The sequence below is a fragment of the Hydrogenophaga sp. genome, assembly GCF_018780075.1.
Lineage (GTDB): Bacteria > Pseudomonadota > Gammaproteobacteria > Burkholderiales > Burkholderiaceae_C > Hydrogenophaga.
Genome location: NZ_JADMKB010000132.1, coordinates 1 through 20,890 on the forward strand (window position 1 = coordinate 1; position 20,890 = coordinate 20,890).

The 20,890-nt window shown below is 64.2% G+C and carries 18 protein-coding genes and 1 tRNA gene; 10 read left to right on the forward strand and 9 right to left on the reverse strand.

Going from position 1 to position 20,890, the window contains the following annotated elements; genetic code table 11:
• The 4 genes from IV088_RS21015 to IV088_RS21030 form a co-directional block, all read right to left on the reverse strand.
• A partial coding sequence (locus IV088_RS21015; protein WP_291097444.1) for an SDR family NAD(P)-dependent oxidoreductase occupies positions 1-199 on the reverse strand: 199 nt, incomplete at its 3' end.
• A gap of 134 nt (positions 200-333) precedes the next feature.
• Complete coding sequence (locus tag IV088_RS21020; protein ID WP_291105908.1) at positions 334-1,335, reverse strand: NADP-dependent oxidoreductase; 1,002 nt, start codon at positions 1,333-1,335, stop codon at positions 334-336.
• Between the two features lie 115 nt (positions 1,336-1,450).
• Positions 1,451-2,056 carry a TetR/AcrR family transcriptional regulator gene (locus tag IV088_RS21025; protein ID WP_291105909.1) on the reverse strand — a complete coding sequence of 202 codons (606 nt, stop codon included), beginning with the start codon at positions 2,054-2,056 and terminating at the stop codon, positions 1,451-1,453.
• A gap of 274 nt (positions 2,057-2,330) precedes the next feature.
• Positions 2,331-3,260, reverse strand: coding sequence for a LysR family transcriptional regulator (locus IV088_RS21030; RefSeq protein WP_291105911.1), 930 nt, complete (start codon positions 3,258-3,260; stop codon positions 2,331-2,333).
• Between the two features lie 127 nt (positions 3,261-3,387).
• Here IV088_RS21030 and IV088_RS21035 point away from each other — a divergent pair, with 127 nt between their 5' ends.
• Together IV088_RS21035 and IV088_RS21040 are read left to right on the forward strand one after the other, a co-directional pair.
• A complete protein-coding gene (locus tag IV088_RS21035; protein ID WP_291105913.1) occupies positions 3,388-4,140 on the forward strand; it encodes an SDR family oxidoreductase in 753 nt (250 codons plus the stop codon).
• 63 nt (positions 4,141-4,203) lie between these two features.
• Positions 4,204-4,878: a glutathione S-transferase family protein gene (locus tag IV088_RS21040; protein WP_291105914.1), complete on the forward strand. Its 675-nt coding sequence runs from the start codon at positions 4,204-4,206 to the stop codon at positions 4,876-4,878.
• A gap of 10 nt (positions 4,879-4,888) precedes the next feature.
• On the opposite strand, the gene IV088_RS21045 is transcribed toward IV088_RS21040, so the two are convergent.
• Positions 4,889-5,773: a LysR substrate-binding domain-containing protein gene (locus tag IV088_RS21045; RefSeq protein ID WP_291105915.1), complete on the reverse strand. Its 885-nt coding sequence runs from the start codon at positions 5,771-5,773 to the stop codon at positions 4,889-4,891.
• A 135-nt stretch (positions 5,774-5,908) separates the two neighbouring features.
• Between IV088_RS21045 and IV088_RS21050 the strand changes: the two genes are divergently transcribed.
• From IV088_RS21050 to IV088_RS21085, 8 genes are all read left to right on the forward strand, one after another.
• Positions 5,909-7,183, forward strand: coding sequence for a ribulose-bisphosphate carboxylase large subunit family protein (locus IV088_RS21050; RefSeq protein ID WP_291105916.1), 1,275 nt, complete (start codon positions 5,909-5,911; stop codon positions 7,181-7,183).
• A 3-nt stretch (positions 7,184-7,186) separates the two neighbouring features.
• Positions 7,187-8,596, forward strand: a complete 1,410-nt coding sequence (locus IV088_RS21055; RefSeq protein WP_291105918.1) for a four-carbon acid sugar kinase family protein — start codon at positions 7,187-7,189, stop codon at positions 8,594-8,596.
• 42 nt (positions 8,597-8,638) lie between these two features.
• On the forward strand, positions 8,639-9,412 hold the full coding sequence (locus IV088_RS21060; protein ID WP_291105919.1) for an SDR family NAD(P)-dependent oxidoreductase: 774 nt from the start codon (positions 8,639-8,641) through the stop codon (positions 9,410-9,412).
• A gap of 23 nt (positions 9,413-9,435) precedes the next feature.
• Complete coding sequence (locus IV088_RS21065) at positions 9,436-10,458, forward strand: TRAP transporter substrate-binding protein (RefSeq protein ID WP_291105921.1); 1,023 nt, start codon at positions 9,436-9,438, stop codon at positions 10,456-10,458.
• 145 nt (positions 10,459-10,603) lie between these two features.
• The gene (locus IV088_RS21070; RefSeq protein WP_291105922.1) at positions 10,604-11,200 is read left to right on the forward strand and encodes a TRAP transporter small permease; all 597 of its coding nucleotides are present in this window, start codon (positions 10,604-10,606) and stop codon (positions 11,198-11,200) included.
• Positions 11,197-12,477, forward strand: coding sequence for a TRAP transporter large permease subunit (locus IV088_RS21075; RefSeq protein ID WP_291105923.1), 1,281 nt, complete (start codon positions 11,197-11,199; stop codon positions 12,475-12,477). The genes IV088_RS21070 and IV088_RS21075 overlap by 4 nt, the downstream gene beginning before the upstream one ends.
• Positions 12,478-12,964: 487 nt before the next feature.
• Positions 12,965-13,843 (forward strand): restriction endonuclease, encoded by an 879-nt coding sequence (locus IV088_RS21080; RefSeq protein ID WP_291105924.1) that lies wholly within the window; start codon positions 12,965-12,967, stop codon positions 13,841-13,843.
• Between the two features lie 14 nt (positions 13,844-13,857).
• Entirely contained in the window at positions 13,858-17,034 is a 3,177-nt protein-coding gene (locus tag IV088_RS21085; RefSeq protein WP_291105926.1) for a DUF3427 domain-containing protein, read from the forward strand.
• Between the two features lie 267 nt (positions 17,035-17,301).
• On the opposite strand, the gene IV088_RS21090 is transcribed toward IV088_RS21085, so the two are convergent.
• From IV088_RS21090 to pheT, 4 genes are all read right to left on the reverse strand, one after another.
• A tRNA-Pro gene (locus tag IV088_RS21090) sits at positions 17,302-17,378 on the reverse strand.
• A gap of 35 nt (positions 17,379-17,413) precedes the next feature.
• A complete protein-coding gene (locus IV088_RS21095) occupies positions 17,414-17,866 on the reverse strand; it encodes a MerR family transcriptional regulator (protein WP_291105927.1) in 453 nt (150 codons plus the stop codon).
• A gap of 202 nt (positions 17,867-18,068) precedes the next feature.
• Positions 18,069-18,395, reverse strand: coding sequence for an integration host factor subunit alpha (locus tag IV088_RS21100; protein ID WP_291105928.1), 327 nt, complete (start codon positions 18,393-18,395; stop codon positions 18,069-18,071).
• A gap of 38 nt (positions 18,396-18,433) precedes the next feature.
• Positions 18,434-20,860 carry a phenylalanine--tRNA ligase subunit beta gene (gene pheT / locus IV088_RS21105; RefSeq protein ID WP_291105929.1) on the reverse strand — a complete coding sequence of 809 codons (2,427 nt, stop codon included), beginning with the start codon at positions 20,858-20,860 and terminating at the stop codon, positions 18,434-18,436.
• Between the last annotated feature and the right edge of the window lie 30 nt (positions 20,861-20,890).

The window sequence follows — 20,890 nt, forward strand, 5'->3', positions numbered from 1 at the left end:
GCCGGACCGCGGCGGCGATCTGATCGGGCTGGGTGACGTCGAGCTGCAGGGCCTGAACGCCGGGCAGGGTCACGGTCGAAGGATCGCGGGCCGCGGCGTAGACCTTGCGGGCGCCCCGTGCCAGCAGTTCGCGGGCAAAGGCCAGGCCGATGCCACGGTTGGCACCCGTGATCAGGACGACAGCGTTTTCAATGTTCATGAGAGGCTCCAGAAAGAAGAAGGGACAGAAAAAGAACGGGACAGGAAGGGAGGGACAGGGAAATCACATGACGACCGTCATATGTAGAGGTCTGAAAAAGGCGCGAAGCTGCGCCTGGGTTCAGGGGGAACGGTTCAGCGGACCTTGATGACCACCTTGCCCTTGGCGCGGCCGCTGTCGACGTAGGCCATGGCTTCGTTGGTGGCGTCGAAGGGGAAGACCCGGTCGATCACCGGGCGGATGGCGCCCGATTCAATGAGTTGCGCGATCTGCTTGAGCTGGCTGGCGTTGCCCCTCATGAACAGGAAGCTGTAGTGGACCCCGAGGCGCTGGGCTTGCCGGCGAACGCCGAAGCTCAGCGCTTTGAAAATCTGTTTCACCAGCCACGAAGCCTTGATGTCCTCCCCGAACTGCGGGTCGACTGGCGCGGTGATGGACACGACGTGGCCGCCGGGCTTGACCACGCCCAGGGACTTCTTCAAGGTCTTTTCGTCCTGGCTGTTCAGCACCACGTCGTAGTCGCGCAGTTGCTCTTCGAACGCTTCCTTCTTGTAGTCGACGACGACATCGGCTCCCAGGCCCTTGACCAGCGGGACGTTCCCGGTGCTGGTGGTGGTGGCCACCGTGGCGCCCAGGTGCTTGGCCAGCTGGATCGCGAACGTGCCCACGCCGCCGGAGCCCGCCTGGATGAAGACCTTCTGACCTTTGCGGAGCTTGGCCTTTTCGACCAGCGCCTGCCATGCCGTCAAACCCACCAGGGGGATGGAGGCGGCCTCCTCCATGCTGATGTTCCTGGGCTTGAGCGCCACCGTGTCTTCATGGGCCGCCACGAGTTCTGCAAAGGTCCCGATGCGCAGGTCATAGGGCCTGGCGTAGACCTCATCGCCCACCTTGATTCGGCTGACGCGCGAGCCGACACGCACCACGACGCCGGCCACGTCGTGCCCGAGCACGAACGGCGGTCGGTACGGCAGGATGAGCTTGAACTCGCCGTTTCGAACCTTGACGTCGATCAGGTTGACTGCAGCCGCGTGGACCTCGATCAACACCTCGTCGGCACGCAGTTCAGGCTCAGGCACATCGGCGGCCCGCAAACGTTCTTGTTTGCCGTAGCGGTCGAGGATGAAAGCTTTCATGGCTTCTCCTTGTTGTTGTCAGATTCAGCACCCCAACCGGTGGCGGTGGCGCCGGTTGATGGAAAATATCGAATGATGATCATCATATGTAAAGTCAAAAAAAGAGACGTTGTTGTTACGCCCCTGAGGGGGTCAGTTGCTTCAATGTGGCGCTGCACAGCGCCTCCGACAACGCAGCATCGTCCACGGCGCGGGCGATCATCAAGGTGCCCACCATGGTGGCCACGGTCACCAGAGCGCTTTCATGGGCGCCTGGCTGCCCCCAATCCGGCGATTGGCGCGCAACCAAATCGATCATTTCCTTGATGCGGCGTGTGGCCGCCCGGCGCACTTCGGGCGCTTGACGGGGCATCTCGGAACCCAAGGCAGCCACCGGGCAGCCCGTCTCGATGCCCACAAGGTGCTCTTTCGAGAGGTAGACCTGTATCAAGGCCTGCAAAGCCTTCTCAGCGGGCGCAGCGGCGACGACACGGGCCCCGAAGGCATTGGACTCGGCACCTGCGCGGTCCGCCGCCTCGGCCAACATGGCCTCTCGGGAGGCGAAGTGGGCGTAGAAGGCGCCATGCGTCAAGCCGGCCTCCTTCATGATGTCGGCCACACCCGTGCCGTCGTAGCCGCTGCGCCGGATGGCGCGTGCAGCTGCCTGCACGATGCGCTCGTGGGAGGCCTCCTTGGCGGCGGCTCGGACATTGACAGGTGACTTTCGCATGATGCGCATCATACATTATGCGAGCCGACGATGCAAGGGTTGAACTGGAGGACATCGTCAGGACCCTTCAACCTGGAGCCGAACCCGACCGAGACTCGGGTCTTCGATGTTGGTCAGGCCGATGATGGCCGGCGATGTCGAGGCCACGCTCGGACTCAGCCCGCACAGCCTCCGTGCGTACGGATGTAGGTGATGTCGGTCATCTAGGATTGGTTGGGCAGGGATGTCGTGAACTGACGTTGCAGATGGTTGGGAGCGACCCAAGCAGCCCCCTCGTGCAACCAACTCACCTGAACTGCCCGGGGGCGGTCCCCCCCAGCACATTGCCGGCGGCACCAAACGCGGGAATCTTTGAAAACACATCGGTCATGAAGTCCATGAACACGATGGCCCGTTTCGAAAGCAGCCTGTTGGCCACGTAGATGATCTGAATCGGCACGAGTGGCGGCGCGTATTCCGACAGCACCAACTGCAAGCTGCCGTCTTTGAGCCCCTCGGCGAACAGCCACGCCGGTCCGTGTGCAATCCCCAATCCGGCGGTCACACTGGCTCGAACGGCCTCGGGTGAGTTGACCCGCAGCCTGCCGGATACCGGGACTTCGGTGTCTCGAAAGCGCCATGTCGCACCGGAGGACAACAGGGTGTAGATCAGGCAATCGTGCTCGCGCAGGTCATCCGGGACGAGGGGGATACCTCGCCTGGCGAGATAGTCCTTGCTGGCGACACACACCCGCTCGAACATACCGATGCGCCGGGCGCGCAGTGCGCTGTCCTCCAGGTGTCCGATGCGGATCGCCAACTCGGTCCCTTCGTCCACCAGGTTCACGTAGCGGTCGTTGATCTGCAGATCCAGCGTCAATCTGGGGTATCTCTCCAGAAAAGTCGGCACCTGTGGCATCACAAAGGCATGGGCCAGTGCGGTCGGACAGGCCACGCGCAAGAGTCCCGAGGGATCGACGGTGTCCCTGAATGAGGATTCCGACTCGTCCACGGCATCCAGGATTCGCCGGACGTCGGCGTAGTAGCGCTCGCCCTCCGGCGTCAAGGACAGCTTGCGGGTGGACCGGTGCAGCAGCCGCGTTTGCAGGTGTTCTTCCAGCGCGGCCACATAGCGGCTGACGTTGGGTTGCCCCAGGCCCAGGTCGCGCCCCGCAGCAGAAAAACTCCCTGTCTCCACGGCGCGGGCGAAGCAGGTCATCAAGAGCAGTCGGTCCATGTTTTCCTTCTTATTCATGCCAATGATGCATGAAACATATTCAGAAGTCAGATCTTATGCAACTAAAGGCATGGATGCACATTACTCCCAGGCGACCGCGGTTGGTCGTCATCCAAAGGAGAACTTCATGTCCCGCCTGCAAGGCAAACGCACCCTCATCACTGGCGGCACCAGCGGCATCGGCCTGGAAACCGCCAAGCAGTTTCTGGCCGAAGGCGCCCGCGTCATCGTGACCGGTGTCCATCCCGATTCGATCGCGAAGGCCCAGGCCGAACTCGGCTCCGAGGTCCCGGTGCTGCGCGCGGACTCGGCCAGCGTCGCCGCGCAGAAAGAACTGGCACAAGCCGTCCAGGACCACTACGGCCAGCTGGACGTCGCCTTCCTCAATGCCGGCGTGTCCGTCTGGCGGCCCATCGAGGAATGGACGGAAGACATGTTCGACCGCTCGTTCGGCATCAACGTCAAGGGACCTTACTTCCTGCTCCAGGCCCTGCTGCCGGTGTTCGCGAATCCCGCTTCCGTGGTGCTCAACACGTCCGTCAGCGCCCATACCGGCGCGGACCGCTCGTCCGTCTATGCCGCCACCAAGGCGGCATTTCTGAACATGTCGAAGACGCTCTCGACCGAATTGCTCGGGCGCGGCATCCGTGTCAACGCGGTCAGTCCCGGTCCGGTCGAGACGCCGCTGTACGACAAGGCCGGCATCCCCGAGGCCTACCGCGAGCAGGTCAACAAGGCGATTGTGTCGACCATCCCGCTCGGCCGCTTCGGCACGCCCGAAGAGGTGGCCAAGGCCGTGCTGTACCTGGCCTCCGACGAATCCCGCTGGACCGTGGGCTCGGAAATCGTGGTGGACGGCGGCCGCCTGCTCAACCGCTGATTGCGCAATGTGTGCGGTGCGTCAACGACCGTGGCCACCGCACCACCACTTTGAAAGAGCTTCATGACCGAGACCCAACTCACCCTCATCAGCCATCCGCTGTGCCCCTTTGTCCAGCGGGCGGCGATCGTGCTGCTGGAAAAGGGCGTTCCCTTTGACAGGATCAATGTCGATCTGGCGGCCAAGCCTGGCTGGTTTCTGGAAATCTCGCCCACTGGCAAGGTTCCCGTGCTCCGGGTGCGGCAGCATGATGGTACGGAAGCCATCATTTTCGAGAGCATGGCGATCTGCGAATACCTTGAGGAGTCGCAGGGCGGCACACCGATGTATCCGCTTGATGCGCTGGCCCGTGCCCGCCACCGGGGCTGGGTTGAGTTCGGCACGGCAACTCTCGCCGACGCTTGGCAGTTTCTCAACGCCACCGACCGTCCGTCTGCGGATGCCAAGCAGGCGGCGTTCCGACACCGCCTCCAACAACTGGAGGCGGCGCTTGGGTCGGGGCCCTATTTCAACGGTGCCGCCTTGGGCATGGTGGACGCCGTTTGTGCACCCATCTTTCGCTACTTCGACATCCTCGATCCGGCGGTGTCGCGCTCCATCTTCGAGAACTTGCCACGCGTGTCAGCGTGGCGGAACGCGCTGGCGCTGCGCCGCAGCGTCATCGACGCCGTGGGGAGCGACTATGCGGAGCGATTCAGAAACCACCTTCGTGACCACGCGGCGCTGCTCGCCAACTGACCCGTAGGATTCACGGCTCCGTGGCCCGCAACTCGTCGTGCAGCCAATCCACCAGCTTCACCACATCGGGTCTGCGGCTGAGGTGCGGAGCGGTCCAGATCGAGAGCCGGTTGGGGCCGCGCACAAAGCCCATGGGCGCCACCAGGGTGCCACTCATCAGATCGTCCCGCACCAGCATGCGGGGCACATTGGCCATGCCCAGACCGCAGCGGGCGCCCTGGATCAGCAGGTAGAAATGGTCGAACGACTGGTCGACCCGCAACGCCTGATCTGGTTGCGTACTGCAGCGGGCCCAGTCTGCCCAGGCCGTCGGTCGGGTGCGCGAGACCATGAGCCGTGCCCGTGCGAGGTCCTCGAACGACCCGATGCGTTGCTGCCGCAGGTACTCCGGCGAACACACCGGCCCGATCCACTCATGCGCCACATCCGCGCGCACGGCGTCCTTGGGCGGCTCGATCGATGACAGGCGAATGGCCACGCTGACGTTGTCGTGAGCGAAGTCGATCGGCCCATGGCTCATGTTGAAGCGCAGCTCCACCTCTGGGTTGTCTTCCTTGAAGCGGCCCAGCCTGGGAATGAGCCAGTACATCATGATCGACTCCGAACACGCCAGGGTGAGCGGGCCCGGCTTCAGTTGCTCAACGCTGGACTGGATCAACCCGAAGGCCTTCGAGAGGCCCTCCGCCAGGCGCTGCCCTTCGCCGGTCGGCGTGGCTCCCTGCGCCGTGCGCTGCAGCAGCGCCAGACCCAGCGTGTCTTCCAGCATCCGGACATGGCGGCTGACCGCGCCATGCGTGACCGACAGCTCTTCAGCCGCAGCGCTGAAGCTGCGCAGACGTGCCGTCGCCTCAAAGGCTCGCAAGGCATTGAGCGAAAGTCGATGGGACGGGGTCATGAGGGCACTCTCCAACCTAGGGTCAACCCGGATGTTGTGTGAGTTCAAGTCACAGCTCGGAGAAATCATATCGTTTTACACAAAGGAAGAGGGCCTATATCGTTCAGTCCAGTTTCCAAATTAACTCACAGCCAGATGACCAAGACCCCTCCCCGCGCCGAGTTCACCGCGCGCTACTTCGTCGAAAGTTCGGTCGCCTCCGAGAAGGTCGCGCAGGTCATCGCTGGCGAACAATCCAGCGGCACCTTCCTCGCACTGCCCGGTGAGACGGACGAGCTCAAGGAGCGCTCACGCGCCCGTGTCACCCGCATCGAGCCGCTCGCTCCGGCGCTGCAGCCCACGCTGCCCAGCGCGTACGTTGATCGCCACCCGCACGGTGGTGTGTTTCATCGGGCCGAGATCGACATCGCATTCCCGGTGGCGAACGTCGGCGCCAGTCTGTCCAGCCTGTTGGCCACGGTGGCAGGCAACCTGTATGAGTTGGGCGAGGTCACCGGTTTGCGCCTGTTGGACCTGGAACTGTCTCCCGACCACGCCGCCCAGTTCGCCGGCCCGGCCTTCGGCATTCCCGGCACCCGCCGGTTGGCCGGGGTCCATGGCCGGCCGCTGATCGGCACCATCATCAAGCCCAGCATCGGCCTCACGCCCGGCCAGACCGCCGAACTGGTCGACCAGCTGTGTGCGGCCGACATCGACTTCATCAAGGACGATGAGCTGATCGCCGATCCGCCCTATGCGCCATTCGACGAACGCCTGCGGGCTGTCATGCCGGTGTTGCAACGCCACGCCGACCGCCTGGGCCGGATGCCGATGTACGCGATCAACATCTCCGGTTCGATCGACGAGATGCTGCGACGCCACGACGCAGTGCTCGCTGCGGGCGGCACCTGCGTGATGGTCAGCATCAACTGGGTCGGCTTCGCCGGCGTGGAGCACCTGCGCCGCCACGCACAGCTGCCGATCCACGGCCACCGCAACGGCTGGGGTGCGCTCACGAGGCACCCGGGACTGGGCTTCTCGTTCAAGGCATACCAGAAGCTGTGGCGCCTGGCGGGCGTGGACCACCTGCATGTCAACGGCATCCGCAGCAAGTTCTGTGAGTCGGATGACTCGGTCATCGCGTCGGCCCGTGCCTGCCTGACCCCATGGGCAGGGGTGCAGGCTCTGATGCCGGTGTCTTCGTCGGGCCAGTGGGCGGGCCAGGCACCGGACCTGTACTCGGCCCTGGGCACGGTGGACCTCATGCACCTCGCCGGTGGCGGAATCATCGGTCACCCAGACGGCATCGCTGCGGGCATGGCCAGCATGCGCGAGGGCTGGGAGGCGGCGGTGGCCGGCGTGGGCCTGAACACCTACGCCGAAACGCACCCCGCACTCAAGCGTGCATTGGTGCACTTCTCTGGTCGGTAAGTGATGACCTCGACGGACAAGCCCCAAACCCTGAAGCTCGCCTTCTACGGCGATGACTTCACCGGTTCCACCGATGCCCTGGAAGTCCTGGCCTTTGGCGGGCTGCGCTGCGCGCTCTTCCTGTCGGTGCCAACGCCGTTGCAGATGGCCGCGCTGGGCGGCTTCGACGCCATCGGCGTGGCCGGCGCCAGCCGGGCGATGTCGCCGGACGAGATGGACGCGGAGTTGCCCGACGTACTGAGCGGGCTCGCCGCCCTGGCGCCGCAGATCGTGCACTACAAGGTGTGCTCCACCTTCGACAGCGCGCCGACCGTGGGCAACATCGGCCGGGTCATCGAGCTTTCGCGGTCGGCCTTCCCGCAGCCCGTGGTGCCCATCATCGCCAGCACGCCGGCGCTGGGCCGCTACTGCCTGTTCGGTCACCTGTTTGCGCGGTCGGGCACCGATGACGAGGTCTACCGCATCGACCGCCACCCGATCATGAGCGTGCACCCGGTGACGCCGATGCAGGAATCCGACGTGGCCCGTCACCTGCAGAAACAGGCGCCGCTGGCCATCGGCAACGTGCCGCTGACCTGGCTCGACACCGCGTCACCCGCCGCACTGGCGGAGCGCATCGCCGACATGGCGCCGTCCCGGCAAGCGGTGGTGATCGACGGCCTGAGCCCCGAACACCTGACCGCGACGGGCAACTGCCTTCAGCACATGGCCTCTGCGCTGGGTGCGCCGCTCTTCGTCGTCGGTTCGTCGGGCGTCGAGTACGCGTTGACGCAGTCCTGGCAGCATGAAGGCGCCGCTCCGTCGGCCGATCCCTACGGGACCTTCGATGCCGTCGACCAGGTGCTGGTCGTGTCGGGCAGCGCCTCGAAGCTCAGTGCCATGCAGATCGAAGCGGCGCTGGACGCCGGCTTCCGCGAGGTGGCGATCGATGTGGAGGCGCTGACCATCGGTCCGGACACCGCTGCGGCCGAGGCGCGCCTCGTGAGCGAGGTCGTCAGCGCGCTGGCCAGTGGCGCCAGCGTGGTGATGCACACCGCCCGCGGCCCGTCCGACCCGCGGGTGGCCCGGTTGATCCAGGGCCTACAGGCCCAAGGCTGCAGCCTGGAGCAGGCGCGCCACCAGAGCGGGCGCATGGTCAGTGAACGGCTGGGGATCGTGGTGGACGCCATCGTTCGTCGCCACCGGCTGCGCCGCCTGGTGCTGTCGGGGGGCGACACGTCCAGCCGCATCACGCAGGCCCTCGGCCCCGACGCACTGGAGATTCGCGCCCGCCTGGCGCCCGGCGCACCGCTGTGTGCCGCGCTGTCGTCGGCGCCCCACCTGAGCGGACTCGAACTGGCCCTCAAGGGCGGGCAGATGGGCGCTCCCGATTACTTCGTCCGTGCGCTGCGGGGCAGCGCAGCGTCCACCTGACGCATGGATCCATTCACACAAAACCACCTAGGAGACGTTCTCATGCCATCCACCAACACACCACAGCGCGTCGCGGTCGTCACCGGCGGCGCCATGGGCATCGGCGCCGAAGTCTGCCGGCGCCTGGGCGCTGCGGGCTTCACCGTCGTCGTCGCCGACCGCGACCAGACCGCCGCCGAGACCACCGCGGCCCATCTGCGCGCCGAGGGCGCAGTCGCCGAAGCGCAGGCCATCGACGTCGGAGATGCGGCATCGGTCGACAGCGCCTTCGCCGCCATCGAGCAGCGACACGGCCGCTGCGACGTCCTGGTCAACTCGGCCGGCATCGCCAAGGTCTATCCCTTCCTGGAGTTTCCGGACGACAACTTCGCGGCCACCATGGCCGTCAACGTCACCGGCACCTTCCTGTGCAGCCAGCGCGCAGCGCGCCTGATGGTGCGCAACCAGTGGGGCCGCATCGTCAACATCGCCTCGGTGGCGGGCATGCGCGCCGTCGGCTCCGGACGCACGGCCTACGGCACGTCCAAAGGCGCGGTGATCGCGCTGACCCGCCAGATGGCGGTCGAGCTGGCCGAGCACGGCGTGACGGCCAACGCGGTGGCGCCCGGCCCGGTGGACACGCCGATGACCCGCGCGCTGCACACCGACCAGTTCCGTCAGGAGTACTGCAAAGCCATCCCGATGAACCGGTACGGCACGCCCGGCGAGATTGCCGCGGCCGTGATGTACCTGGTATCCGAAGACGCCGGCTACACCAGCGGCGTCACCTTGCCGGTCGACGGGGGCTTTCTCTCGTCCGGCGCCCGCGGTTTGTAAACCATCCACTCAAGGAGACAGCAATGAACATCATGAAACTCAAGACCCTCTCTGCCGGCTTGCTCGGCGCACTGCTCGTGGCCGGCGCGACCGGCGCCATGGCGGCGGACATCAAGGAACGCACGATCAAGTACGCCGTCATCTACGACATCAAGCACCCGCACGGCCTGGGAGCGCAGAAGTTCGCCGATCTGGTGGCCCAGCGCAGCGACAACAAGATCAAGGTCAAGGTCTTTCCCAACGCGACATTGGGTGGTGAGGTCGCGATCATCTCGGCGATGCAGGGCGGCACCGTGGAAATGTCGGCCGTGGCGACGTCGCAGCTCGTCGGCGTGATCAAGGACTTTGCCGCGCTGGATCTGCCCTTCCTGTTCAGCAACGAGAAGGAGGTCGATCGCGTTGTCGAAGGCCCCGTCGGCAAGACCTTCCTCGACAAGATGCCGGTGAAGGGCCTGGTCGGCCTGTCCTTTTTCGAGCACGGCTTCCGCAACCTGACCAACAGCCGGCACCCGGTGACGAAGCTCGAGGACATCCAGGGGCTGAAGATCCGTGTGGAGCAGAACTCCGTCGCGATCGACACCTGGAACACGCTCGGCGCCAACGCGGTGCCCATGCCCTTCCCCGAGCTGTACGGCGCGCTGGAGCAGAAGGCGGTGGACGGCCAGGAGAACCCCTACAGCACGGTCGACAGCGCCAAGTTCTACGAAGTGCAGAAGTACCTGAGCGTCACCAAGCACAAGTACACCCCGCTGGTCGTGACCCTGAGCAAGAAGTTCTGGGACCAGCTCTCCGCCGACGAGAAGAAGCTCATCCAGGATGCGGCCGTCGAGGCCGCCGTGTACCAGCGCAAGGCCAACCGCGACCTCAGCGAGCAGTACCTCCAGTCCCTGAAGAAGGTCGGCATGCAGATCAACGAGATCCCCGCCGCGGAGCTGGTGCGCATGCGCGCCAAGGTGCAGCCGGTGGTGGACAAGTACAGCGCGCAGATCGGCGGCACGCTGGTCAAGGACCTCTTCGGCGAGATCGAGAAGGCTCGCAAGCCCTGAGCCATCAGCCCGGTCGGTCCACGGCGCACGGGTATCGAACCACCCGCGCGCGGTGCCCGGCCGTGCGACCGCAGCGAACCTGCCCACCAGGCAAAGCCGTTCGCTGGCGGCCCAACAGATCGCTGACCCAAAGGAGACAAACCCAATGACCCAGGTCCTCGATGGCTTCTGTCGAGTTCTCGAATTGCTGATGGCAGCGGCTCTGGCCGTGATGGTCGTGCTGGTGTTCGGAAACGTTGTCCTGCGCTACGGCTTCAACTCGGGCATCACGGTGTCGGAGGAGGTCTCGCGCTGGCTGTTCGTCTGGCTGACGTTCCTCGGCGCCATCGTCGCGATGCGCGATCACGCGCACCTCGGCAGCGACATGCTGGTCTCGCGCCTGCCCGTCATCGGCAAGAAGATCTGCCTCGTCATCGGCCACCTCCTGATGCTCTACATCACGTGGCTGCTGTTCAGTGGCGCGCTGGCGCAGGCGCGCATCAACCTCGACGTGCAGGCGCCGGTCACCGGTGCCTCGATGGCGATCCTGTACTTCGCTGGCATCGTCTTCGCGGTCGTTGCCGCGCTGTTCCTCGCCTATGAACTCTGGCTGGTGCTGACCGGCCAGCTCAGCGACGAGGAGCTTGTGATGGTCAAGGAGTCCGAAGAGCAGGAGGAGCTGGAGGCGCTGCAGGCCGAACTGGCCCGCGAGCACGCCGAGACACCCGCGCATCTTCAACCGTCCGCCGGAGCCCAAAAATGACGATTGCCGTTTTCCTCGGGGCGCTGATGGGCGCCATGGCGCTGGGCATCCCGATCGCCTTCGCGCTGCTGGCCACCGGCGTCGCGCTGATGGTCCACCTCGACATGTTCGACGCGCAAATCCTCGCGCAGAACGTGATCAACGGCGCCGACAGCTTCCCTCTGCTCGCGATCCCGTTCTTCATGCTGGCCGGCGAGATCATGAACGTCGGCGGACTCTCGCAGCGCATCGTCAACTTCGCGCTTGCGCTGGTCGGCCACGTCAAGGGCGGCCTCGGCTACGTCACGATCCTGGCGGCGATCCTGCTGTCGGCGCTGTCGGGCTCTGCGGTCGCCGACGCCGCCGCGCTGACCGCTCTGCTGCTGCCGATGATGGTGCGGGCCGGTCACGACAAAGCGCGCTCGGGCGGCCTGATCGCCGCAGCGGGTGTCATCGGGCCGGTCATCCCGCCCTCCATCGGCTTCGTCATCTTTGGCGTGGCGGCCAACGTGTCCATTTCCAAGCTGTTCCTGGCCGGGATCTTCCCGGGCATCCTGATCGGCCTGGCGCTGTGGATCACCTGGATGATCCTGGTGCGCAAGGAGAAACTTGTTCCGCCGCCGCGCAAGTCGGGCCAGGAGATGGTCCGCGCGCTGTTCGACGCGTCGTGGGCGCTGATGTTGCCAGTGATCATCCTCGTCGGCCTGCGTTTCGGCGTGTTCACGCCGACCGAGGCCGCCGTCGTCGCCGCGGTCTACGCGCTGTTCGTCTCGACGGTGATCTACCGCGAGCTGAAAGCCCGGCAGCTCTATGCGATCTTCGTGACGGCGGCCAAGACGACCGCGGTCGTGATGTTCCTCATTGCCGCGGCCATGGTCTCTGCCTGGCTGATCACGGTGGCCGACCTGCCGAGCAAGATCGCCGTCCTGCTGGAGCCGTTCATGGGCAACCAGACGCTGCTGCTGATCGCGATCATGGTGCTGTGCATGATCGTCGGCACGGCGATGGACATGACGCCGACGATCCTGATCCTGACGCCGGTGCTGATGCCGATCGTCAAGCAGGCAGGCATCGACCCGGTCTACTTCGGCGTGCTGTTCATCATCAACAACTCGATCGGTCTGATCACCCCGCCGGTCGGCACGGTGCTCAGCACCGTCGCTGGTGTCGGGCGCATGAAGATGGACGAAGTGACGCGCGGCGTCTTGCCTTTCATGCTCGCCGAGTTCGTGATCCTGCTGTTGATGGTGCTGTTCCCTCAACTGGTGACCGTGCCTGCAAAGTGGTTCATCGGCTGACGACTTGACTTGCTACCTGAGCAACCGAACAGGCTCTTCCTGTGTGGGTACTTGCGGCAAAAAGACAAAAACAGCAACGCTGGTGATGGCACCCTGCGAGCGCGGACTGCGTCGACCTGACGCTCGCCCGCTTTCGGAAGACAGCCGCCATTCAGGCTTAGATCCTGAATGGCGGCTGTCGCTGCATACCGTCCCTTGAATTCCTAGACCAGGTGCGCCTGCAGCTCTTACTCCATGCAAGCTGCCATCGGTCTGCGCTGTCAAGCTGCTTGACAGATTGCGGCTGAATTGCAGGACGCTTCCTGTGCCGCCTTCTCCTGTTTGTTCCTGCCTCCCGGTCGCATTTCTCGGCTACTGGCCAAAGGGGTCGGACGGTCCGACCCTTTCAGGTCGAACAGAAGAGAGAAGGATAGGATTGATGGCAGGATAGGCTGTGCGCCAGCAAATGGCTGCCAAGCAGCAGTGTCATCAAGGGAGGAAATCAAGAATGGCGAGACGCAAGAGAACAAGCACGGCCGACGACCTGCTGGAATTGGTGGCGATGCTGCCCTGGTGGGCCGGCGTGCTGCTGGCGCTGGTGAGCTACTTCGTGCTTCACAACATTGCATCCCAACCGGTGGTAGCGCCCTCGCAGCCCGGTCAAATGGGCGCTATGGTCACGCGATCCATCTGGAAATCGCTGGCCATGGCGGGCCAGTACATCCTCCCTTTCATTTGCTTGCTGGGTGCGGGCACGTCTGCCTGGCGGCGGCGTGAGCGAAAGAACCTGGTGGCTGATGTGGCCAGGAGCAAGGCGACCGACGCGCTGGATGGCATGAGCTGGCGCGAGTTCGAAATGCTGGTGGGGGAAGGGTTTCGGTTGCAGGGCTACCAGGTGGTAGAAACCGGGGGCTGCGGTGCCGACGGCGGCGTGGATCTCGTGCTCACCAAGCCGGGCAAAAGTGGCGGCGAAAAATTCCTCGTGCAGTGCAAGCAGTGGCGCGCCTACAAGGTTGGCGTGGACGTGGTGCGCGAGCTGTACGGTGTGATGGCCGCCAAGGGCGCCACCGGCGGGTTCGTCGTGACCTCGGGAAAGTTCACCGATGAGGCGATCAGCTTTGCGAGCGGTCGCAACGTGGCGCTGGTCGATGGGCCGAAGCTGCACGGCCTGTTGCGGCAAGCCCAGGCGGGTGCCGAGCGCTCGCCAGCCCAGAAACCTGCTGTCCCGGTGGCTCGCTCCCCTGCTCCGTCAACTCAGGCTCTGACTTGTCCCCTGTGTGCGAAACCCATGGTTCGGCGCACCGCCAAACGCGGCGCCAATGCCGGCAACGAGTTCTGGGGCTGCACCGGCTACCCGACCTGCCGTGGCACACGCCAGATCAACTGATCCCAAGGACAACGATGGCATTGCCCGATGGTCTCTATGACCTGTTGTTGACCGAGGGGTTGGCTCGATCGTTGGCAGACCTCGATCCGTCACGGGCCGATGTGTCGGCGCTCAAGGGTGGGGCAGCTGAGTTCCTGGCCGATGTCATCACCCGTCAGCTCTCGACCATCCTCGACGATGTGTCTGGCGACGAGGCCGAGAAAGCCAAACGACAACTTGAACTGGTCAATGAACTGCTGTTGATGCTTCGTCAGCGGCTCGCAGGAAGCAGTGCGGGTGGCACCTTTGCGTCTGGTGAAGTGGTTGACCTGGTGGCGCCGCCGCTGCGGGTCCTGAGGGCTGTGCAGCGCGACCAGCAGTTCCCCGTGTCGCCGGAGATCGGGCTAGGCGTGCCCTGGCTGTTCACGGCTGGCAAAGGCTCACCCTCGCTGCTCCAGGAGATTCGTCGCGAGCTGGCATCGAGCGATCAAGTGGACATCCTGGTCAGCTTCATCACCGTCTCCGGCGTGCGCAAGCTGCAGGATGTGCTGCAGCAGATCACGGCCAAGGGTGCGCAGCAGGATGGAGAGACGCAACCGAAGACCCGGCTGCGCATCCTCACCACCACATACACGGGTGCGACCGAGGCTCGCGCGCTGGACGAGCTCGCCCGTCTGCCCGGGTGTGAAGTTCGCGTGTCACTGGATGGCCGACGCACCCGTCTGCATGCCAAAGCCTGGCTGTTCCAGCGAAAGACCGGCTTTGGTTCGGCGTATGTCGGCAGCGCCAACCTCTCGGGAGCTGCTCTTACCGGCGGGCTGGAGTGGACGGTCAAGCTGACCCAGCGCGCGCAAGAAGCCCTGTTTACCCGCGCCGTGGCCCACTTCGAGACGCTGTGGGCGGACAGCGAGTTTCAGCGCTACGACCCGGACAACGTCGAACACAGACAAGCCCTGGCGGCTGCGCTGGGCCGCGAGTCGTTTGGCGGCGAGCCGGCGGCCACCATCAGTTTCTTCGACCTGCAGCCCAAGACCTACCAGCTGGAAATGCTGGAGCAGCTGACCAACGAGCGCGCGCACGGTCGAACCCGAAACCTCCTGGTGGCGGCCACCGGCACGGGCAAGACGGTGGTGGCGGCGTTTGACTATCGGAACACCTGCCGTATCGAGGGTGGGCGCCCTCGCCTGCTGTTTGTGGCCCACCGAGAGGAAATCCTGCGCCAGGCCATGCGCACCTACCGCGAGGTGCTGCGCGATCCCGAGTTCGGCGACCTGCTCACCGGGAGCCACCAACCCGAACGCTGGGGCCATCTGTTCGCCACCATCGACAGCGTCACCAGCCGCGACCTGGTGGCCACCGTCGGTGCCGACAACTGGCACACGGTGGTGGTGGATGAATGCCACCGCCTGGCGGCCGATCGGTTCGACGTATTCGCCAGGGCCGTTCGTCCCAGCGTGTTGCTCGGGCTGACGGCGACGCCTGAGCGCAGCGACGGTCAACCCATCGCGCCGTATTTCGATTCGCGTCCCGACGGGAGCCCTGCGGTCGAGCTGCGGCTGTGGCACGCGCTGGACCTGCAGCTGCTGGCGCCGTTCGAGTACTACGCATGCGACGACGCCACCGATTTTTCGGAAGTGCCTTGGGACAGGCCAGGGGAACGCGAGGCGGTGAACAACCTGGTCACAGGCAACGACGTGCGCGCCAAACTGGTCATCAATGAATGGCGTCGTCTGGCTTCCGATGCGCGGCAGTCTCGGGCCATCGTTTTCTGTGTGTCGGTGGCGCACGCAGAGTTCATGACCGATTGGTTCAACCGCGCCGGTCTGCCAGCAGCCTGCGTGGTTGGCACGACAGCATCCGAAGAACGGCGACGTGCGCCGCAACGCCTGCTCAGCGGCGAGCTGTGCGCGTTGGTCACGGTGGATCTCTACAACGAGGGCATCGACTTGCCGATGGTGGACACGCTGCTGTTGCTGCGCCCCACTCAGAGCCCGGTGCTGTTCCAGCAACAGATCGGCCGTGGTCTGCGTTTGGCCCCCGGCAAGGAGAGTTGCCTGGTGCTCGACTTCGTCGGGCAACACCGGGCCGAGTTTCGGTTTGACCGACTCTTGTCGAGCCTGACCGGCCTGTCGCGACGCGAACTGGTGGACGGCGTTGAGAACGGCTTCGGCAGCTTGCCGCCCGGATGCCACATCCACCTGCAGCGCCAGACGCGAGAACAGGTGCTGCAAGGCCTGCGATCCCTGACGTCCCAGAACTGGCGCCGTCTGAAGACCGAGCTGCAGACCTATGCGGCGCTGCGTGGCCGATCGTCGATTCAACTGGCCGACTTCCTGCACGACCAGGCACTGGAACTGGAAGACATCTACCGCGCCGGTACCGGACAAGGTCGTAGCGGCTGGACATCGCTCAAGCGCGATGCGGGCTTGATCGTCGCAGAGCCAGAACCTGAAGAGGACTACTTCAGCCGCCGCTTTGGCGATCTGCTGCATGTGGACGATCCACGCCGGCTCGATGTGATGACTGCTGTGGGTTCGCGCCAAGGGAGTTCACCAGCACTTAGTGCTGAGGAGGCGCTGGGCGTGCAGATGCTGGCCTATCAGATCGATGGACGCCACGAACAGGCAGCGGGGTATGAAGCCTTCCTGGCACGCTTGGAGGGTCACCCAACCATCGCTGCCGAGCTGGTGGAACTGTCCGCCCTTCTGCAGGCCCGCAGCACCTTGGGCGCGCATCCTGTGCCTGGACTCGAAGACACGCCCTTGTGCCTGCATGCGGGCTACGGTGCGCGCGAAATCCTCACTGCGGTGCGCTGGCTGACGGCGTCGCGCCGCGTGCCGTTCCAGGCCGGCACACTGTCTTTGCTCAGCCGCCAGACCGAGCTGCTGTTCGTCACGCTCGACAAGAGCGAGGGCTACCACGACCGCATCGCGTATCACGACTACGCGATCAGCGCCGAGCGCTTTCACTGGCAGTCCCAGAACAGCGCAGGCCCAGACACGCCTGGCGGTCGGCGCTATCTCGAAAGCGCGACCAACGGATGGCAGTTCCAGCTCTTCGTGAGACCGCGCAAGGGCGAGGCCTACCGCGCCTGCGGCCCGGTCACGCTGGAGTCGGCCGAGGGTGACCGACCGATGAGCATCGTCTGGAAGTTGGAGACGCCGTTGCCAGCGCGGCTGTTCCGAGAGTTCAGTGTGCTGCGCGGGGTGTAGCGACAGTCTGGCAAGAAATTGCCGTTCGTCGGCGAAATGAAGTCGATAGCGCGAAGCCGCACAGGCAACGGCTCATCGTTGCTTGACCACCACAAAACCAAGACTTGAGAAGTCTCAGCCGCCGGGATGGTGATTCCTGTCGTCCTGGGCGTTTTCTGGTCCGTTGAAGATCTCACAGCACTGCGGCTGTTTACCCCAACGTTTACCCCATAGGCTCTGGAAAGAAAAACGGGTTAGCTCATTTCTGAGCTAACCCGTTGATTTTAATGGTCGGCGTGGCGGGATTCGAACTCGCGACCCCTTGCACCCCATGCAAGTGCGCTACCAGGCTGCGCTACACGCCGACAAGCCTTAGATTATAGCCAGCAATTGGGGCAATTCAGACCTGAAGGCTCAGAAGCTCACGAATTTCCATGAGTTCGCGGCGCATCCCGATCAACGCTGATGCTGGAATGGCAAAAGGGACCTCGTCGACAGGCACGTCAACGACGTCATCACCCGCACCAACGGCCTCTCCGAAGTCAACCACATCGACCGCGTCCTCCTCGTCAGTCCGCCGCCGGTCGCGTTCGGACTGCACCATCTCCTGCAGCTTGTTGCGAGCGCCGCTGATGGTGAAACCCTGGTCGTACAGCAGTTCACGGATGCGCCGGATCATGAGTACTTCATGGTGCTGGTAGTAGCGGCGGTTGCCACGGCGCTTCATCGGCCGCAACTGGGTAAATTCCTGCTCCCAATACCGCAGCACATGCGGTTTGACACCACACAGTTCGCCCACTTCACCGATGGTGAAGTAGCGCTTGGCTGGTATGGGTGGGAGGTTTTTTTCCATGAAAATCAAAGCGGTACAAACCGAACCTTGAAATTTACTCTAACAATGGCTGGTCCGCACAACGAGGCACAAATTTCTGTAAGCACTGTTGTGATTGTGACAAGAAGTAAAAGAACGCCTCGCTCGCGTCGTTGTCACTCCAACAAAAAACGGTGACAAAAGTCACCGTTTTTCTTATATCTGTCCCTGAAGGGGATTGCCATCAGCTTCCAATCACGGCAGTCTGAACCTGCTCCTTGAGTTTGGGGCTGGCGTGGAAGGTGACCACGCGACGGGCCTGAATTGCCACGGGTTCACCCGTGCGGGGGTTGCGACCCGGTCGGGGCGCCTTTGTGCGAATCTGAAAATTGCCAAAACCCGAAATCTTCACGTCGGTGCCCTCCACCAGGCTGTCGGTGATCAGATCAAAAAACGCGTCAATCATGTCTTTCGATTCGCGTTTGTTCAGACCGATCTGGTCAAACAGCAACTCCGCCAGTTGGGCTTTGGTCAGCGCCGGGGTTTCCAGGCTTTCGACGGCAAGTTCCATGAAAATTCTCCTCGTTTGTTCTGAGATTCAACGCCAACTCAACGCAACCGGGCGCTCACACAGCGGGACAGCGCATCGAGTGCGTCTTTGACCACTGTCTCGATTTCTTCTTCAGTCAGTGTAGCGTCGTCGCGGTTGAGCGTCAGTCGCACCGCCAGACTCTTCTCGTCTGCAGCCAAGCCGCCGGACAAGGATCCATCGGCCAGCCGCTTGGGTCGGTACACGTCGAACAGCACCACGTCGCGCAGCAAGCGGCCGCCGCCCGAGCGGATCGCATCCACGACGGAGGCATGCGTCACCGACTCCTTGACCACAATGGCGAGGTCGCGCTCCACCGGCTGGTGGCGGCTCACGGTCTGGAACACCGGAACATCGCGCAGGAGCACGGCGTCGAGCGCCAGTTCGAACATCACCGGCGCTTGCGTGAGGTCGTAGGCTTGGCGCCATTTCGGATGCAGTTCACCCACATGACCGACACAACGATCGCCCAGCCAGACGCTGGCACAGCGACCAGGGTGCATCGCGGGGTGCTCTGCGGGCTTGAAACCCGGCTGCAGCGGCGCCAGCAGCGTTTGCACATCGCCTTTCACGTCGAAGAAATCGGCGCCACGTTCGGCGCTGCCCCACTGAAGGCTGTCCACACTTCCGTAGGCCAGACCGGCCACGCGCATGGGCTGATCGAATCCGGCCACGCTGGTGTCGCTGTCTGGCACCGAGGCGTCCTTGCGGAACACGCGGCCCAGTTCGAACAGGCGCACGCGCTGAGCCTTGCGGTCCAGGTTGAACTTGAGCACCGCGATCAGACTGCCGAGCAGCGAGGAGCGCATCACGCTCATCTGGCTGGCGATCGGGTTGAGCAGCTTGATCGGGTCGGCGTTGCCAGCCAGCTCGTGCTCCCAGCGCTCCTCCACGAAACTGAAGTTGATGGTTTCCTGATATCCCAGCTGCGCCAGTTGCCGACGCACGGCGAAGGGGCCACGCTTGGCCTCGGCGCGCAGCTTGGCGGTGATGGGCGCCAGCGGCGGGTTCGTGGGCAGTTGCTCGTAGCCGATGACGCGCGCCACCTCTTCGATCAGGTCTTCCTCGATCTGCAGATCGAAACGGAACGCTGGCGGAGCCACGGTCACCCTGCCCTCGCCTTCGGTCACGTCCAGGCCCAGGCGGCGCAAAGCGCCCGCACACTGCGCTTGCGTGACCGGCATGCCGATGACCTTGGCCGCACGCGCGACGCGCAGGGTGACCGGCTTGCCTTCTGGCAGCGCCAGTGTCTGATCGTCCAACGGACCTGCCTGACCACCACAAATGTCCAGCACCAGCTGCGTGATGCGTTCCACGTGTTCGACGGTCGTGGACGGATCCACACCGCGTTCAAAACGGTGACCAGCGTCGGTGCTGAAGTTGTAGCGGCGCGAGCGGCCGGCGATGGCCTTGGGCCACCAGAAGGCAGCCTCGATGAAGATGTTCTGGGTGTCGTCGGACACCGCCGTCGCATCGCCGCCCATGATGCCGGCCAGCGACTCGACCTGCTGGTCGTCCGCGATCACGCCGACCTCGGCGTCCACCGTGATGGTGTTGCCATTGAGCAGCTTGAGCTGTTCGCCCTCGCGGCCCCAGCGCACCTGCAGGCCACCGTGGATTTTGTCGAGGTCAAAGATGTGCGAGGGGCGGCCCAGCTCAAACATCACGTAGTTGGAGATGTCCACCAGCGGCGAAATGCTTCGCTGACCGCAGCGCGCGAGCCGCTCGATCATCCAGGCTGGCGTCTGCGCCTTCGTGTTCACGCCGCGCACCACGCGTCCACTGAAACGGCCGCACAGGTCGGGTGCCTGCACGCTCACCGGCAGGCGGTCCGTCACCTGCACGGGGACTTTGGGGAACTCGGGCTGCAGCAGCGGCGTGTCGGTCAATGCCGACACCTCGCGCGCGATGCCGTACACGCTCAGGCAGTGCGCCAGGTTGGGTGTGAGCTTGAGCGTGAACAGCATGTCGTCCAGAGCCAGCTGCTCGCGGACGTTGCGGCCGATCACGGCGTCATCACCCAGCTCCAGCAGGCCATTGCTCTCATCGGAGATCTGCAGTTCCTTGGCCGAGCACAGCATGCCCTGGCTTTCGATGCCGCGCAGTTTGCCGAGCTTGATCTCGAAGGCTTTGCCATCTTCACCCGGTGGCAGCAGGGCACCCACAGTGGCGCAGGGAATCTTGATGCCGGCGCGGGCGTTTGGCGCACCACAGACGATGCTCAGCGGAGCACCTTGCCCCACGTCCACCTGGCACACACGCAGGCGGTTGGCATTGGGGTGTTGTTCAGCGCTCAGGATCTGGCCCACCACCACGCCCGTGAAAGCAGGCGCAAACGGGCGCAGTTCTTCGACCTCCAGACCGGCCATGGTCAGGGTGTCGGCCAGATGCTGACTGGTCAGGGAAGGGTTGCAGAAGGCACGCAGCCAGGATTCGGGGAATTGCATGAAACGACTCAGTACGTGGGCAAGCGGCGC